The following is a 3,224-nucleotide window of genomic DNA, read 5'->3' on the forward strand; positions in this document are numbered from 1 at the left end:
GCCCTCCGCCGTGCCCCACGCCCGCCACCCCAGCCACCACGCCACGGGCAGGCGCGCCAGGTATTCGTCGCGCCCGCCCAGCGCGAGGGGTTCAAAGGCTCTTTTCACGGTCGGTCCTTGGCTTGATCATGGAAAAACGCGCCCAGTCCCTGAAGCGGTACACCGCCAGCAGGGCCAGGGCCTGAAACACCTGGGAGACCAGCATGGAGAGCCACACGCCCTCCGCCGTGCCCCACGCCCGCCACCCCAGCCACCACGCCACGGGCAGGCGCACGCCCCAGATGGACGCCCCGAACACGATGAGATTGTACACCGTGGCCCCGGCCCCGGTCAAAGCGCCCGCCAGGATCATCCCGGTGCAGGTGAAGGGCACGGCCAGCAGGTTGTAGACCAGGTAGAGACGCGCCTCGGCCGCCACGCCCGCGTCCGGGGCGAAGGCCGCCGAGATGGAGGGCAGGAAGGGCCACAGGCCCAGGGCCATGAGGCTCATGGCCGCCACCCCCAGCCCCAGCACCCTGAAACCCATGCGCCGGGCCTCGGCCGGGTTGCCCTGGCCCAGGGCGTGGCCCACCAGGATGGAGGCCGACATGTTGAAGGCGAAGGCGGGCAGGAAGATGCCCGATTCCACGCGCGAGCCCGCCGCGAAGGCCGCCAGGGCCTCCACGCCCCCCGAGGGCAGCCCCCCCGCGATGGCCAGGAGCACCGTGTACCCCGAGTGCCACACCACCTGCATGAGCCCCGAAGGCCAGGCCACGCGGTAGACGTAGCGCCAGGCCACCCGCGTCCAGCGCCAGGGCGCGAGCATGGCCCGCGAGAGGATGCCCGCGCGGCGCAGCCACACCAGGTTGCAGCACAGCCCCAGGGTCATGGAGCCCACCGTGGCCCAGGCCACGCCGGACACCCCCAGGGCGGGCAGGCCCCACAGGCCCAGGCCCAGCCCGAAATCCAGCACTGCGTTGACCACGCACCCCACGCCCACGGCCAGGAGCGGGGCCATGACGATCTTGTGGGAGCGCAGCACCGCGTTGGACACCAGGAAGAGGTAGTTCACCGGCAGAAGCCACAGGAAGATGCCCAGGATCTCCCGCGTGGGGGCCAGCATCTCCCCCGGCACGTTGAGGAGCCTCAAGAACGGCCCCTCCAGGCCGAAGCCCGCCGCGAACACCGCCGCGCCCAGGCCCAGGCCCGAGAAGAGGCACAGCCCCGCGTAGCGCGCCGCGCGCAGCGAACGCCCCGCGCCCAGCGACTGCGTGAGCGCAGCCACCGAGCCGTTGGACACCGCGATGCCCACCGTGAGGAAAAGAAACATCGCCTGGCTCACCAGGCCCATGGCCGCCTGGGCCTCGCGCCCGATGCGCGCGCACACGGTCACGTCCGCCACCCCGATGAGGAACTGGAAGACCATCATCAGCAGTTGCGGCCAGGTGAGCGCCCAGATGGAGCGGTAGGGCCTTGCGAGATCGACGTTCACGGTCGAGCGGGGGTACGCCGCCCCGTGAAATCGGTCAACAGGGATTGCCCGAGGCCTTCAATTCTGTTAGCTGAAGCACACATATGTTAGAAACGGCATAGAAGGGGACTGCTCATGGACAAGGTGAATCCCACGCTGCGCCTGCACCTCTGGCTGGAGACCCCGGGGGGGATGCTCCTGGGCCTGGGGCGCGCGGAGCTGCTGCTGCGCATCCACGAGACGGGCTCGCTCAACCAGGCGGCCAAGGCCATGGGCATGTCCTACCGGGCGGCCTGGGGGCGGCTCAAGGCAACGGAGGAGATCGTGGGCGGAGGCCTGGTGGAGAAGACGCGCGGCCAGCGCGGCTTCGGGCTCACGGAGCTGGGGCGCGAGCTGGCCCTGGCCTTCCAGCGCTGGCACGCCGACGTGGAAGCCTATGCCCTGAAACGCGCGGCGGAAACCTTCCCCTGGCCGGTCAAGCCCTTCTCGGAGGTGGAACATACTCATGGATAGGACGTACTGCGGCCTTTCGCGCGAGGACTACCTCCAGCGCATCGTGGACTTCCACAACTACGCCGCCCCCGGGGTGATCGTGGGCGGCATGATGGTGGACGCCGCGCGCCGCCGCCTGCCCGAGGGCACGCTCTTCGAGGCCCTCTGCGAGACCGGGGCCTGCCTGCCCGACGCCGTGCAGCTCTTCACCCCCTGCACCCTGGGCAACGGCTGGCTGCGCCTGAAGGACCTGGGACGCTACGCCCTGACCCTCTACGACAAGTACACCGGCAAGGGTTTCCGCGTCCACCTGGACCCCGCCGCCTTCGCCTCCTGGCCGGAAATCTCGGGCTGGTTCCTCAAGACCAAGCCCAAGAAGGACCAGGACTCCGACAGACTCCGGGAGGAGATCTTCGAGGCGGGCGAGTCCCTGCTCGCCGTGCGCGAGGCCCAGGTGACCCCCGACTTCCTGGGCAAGCGCCCCAAGGGGAACATCGCCGTGTGCCCGCGCTGCGCCGAGGCCTACCCGTCCATGCACGGCCCGGTCTGCCTGGGCTGCGCCGGGCAGTCGCCCCTGGCCCGGACCAAGGCCCGTCCGCGCCTCACGGCCGTGCCCGTGGAGCAGGCCGTGGGCCGCCAGGCCCTGCACGACATGACCCTGGTGGAGCCCGGACGCTCCAAGGGCGCGGCCTTCGTCAAGGGCCAGACCCTGGACGCAGGCGACCTCTGCCGTCTCCAGCGCATGGGCCGCTTCCACGTCTACGTGCAGGACGCCGCGACCGGCGACGAGGCCTTCGTGCACGAGGACGACGCGGCTACGGCCCTGGCCGGGGCCGTGTGCGACAACTCCGGCATCGAGCCCGCCGGCGCCCCCCGCGAGGGCAAGATCACCCTGCTGGCCGCCCGCGACGGCCTCTTCCACGTGGACGTGGAGCGTCTGGCCGCCCTGAACTCCCTGGCCGACGTGGCCCTCTCCCTGCGCCACGACGCAAGCCTCGTGAAGGCGGGGGAACCAGTGGGCGGCGTGCGCGCCATCCCCCTCTACCTCGACCGCGAGCTCCTGGAAGACGCCCTGGGCCTGGCCGCCGGGGAGCCCCTGGCCAGCGTGCGCCCCCTGCGGAAAGTGCGCGCAGGGGCGCTCATCACCGGCACGGAGGTGTTCACCGGGCTCATCGAGGACAAGTTCGCCCCCGTGCTGGCGGCCAAGCTGGCCCCCTTGGGCTCCGGGCTGGCCGAGACCCGCTTCGCCCCCGACGACGCCGCGGCCATCGCCCGGGGCGTG

3 protein-coding genes are annotated in these 3,224 nt (G+C 71.2%); 2 read left to right on the plus strand and 1 reads right to left on the minus strand.

All coding sequences use genetic code 11. From position 1 onward, the window contains the following. Positions 1–91: 91 nt before the first annotated feature. Positions 92–1,471: an MATE family efflux transporter gene (locus tag ACV4UX_RS18065; protein WP_491594670.1), complete on the minus strand. Its 1,380-nt coding sequence runs from the start codon at positions 1,469–1,471 to the stop codon at positions 92–94. Between the two features lie 114 nt (positions 1,472–1,585). Here ACV4UX_RS18065 and ACV4UX_RS18070 point away from each other — a divergent pair, with 114 nt between their 5' ends. Both ACV4UX_RS18070 and ACV4UX_RS18075 read left to right on the plus strand, forming a co-directional pair. Continuing rightward, complete coding sequence (locus ACV4UX_RS18070; RefSeq protein WP_491594671.1) at positions 1,586–1,963, plus strand: winged helix-turn-helix domain-containing protein; 378 nt, start codon at positions 1,586–1,588, stop codon at positions 1,961–1,963. After that, positions 1,956–3,224: FmdE family protein (locus tag ACV4UX_RS18075; RefSeq protein ID WP_491594672.1), on the plus strand; the 1,269-nt coding region annotated here is incomplete at its 3' end. The genes ACV4UX_RS18070 and ACV4UX_RS18075, both read left to right, overlap by 8 nt.

It is taken from the genome of Fundidesulfovibrio sp., assembly GCF_058402725.1.

Excerpts from the sequence above, each read along its gene's own strand:
- ACV4UX_RS18070 (WP_491594671.1), top strand. The coding sequence starts at position 1,586 with ATGGACAAGGTGAATCCCACGCTGCGCCTGCACCTCTGGCTGGAGACC.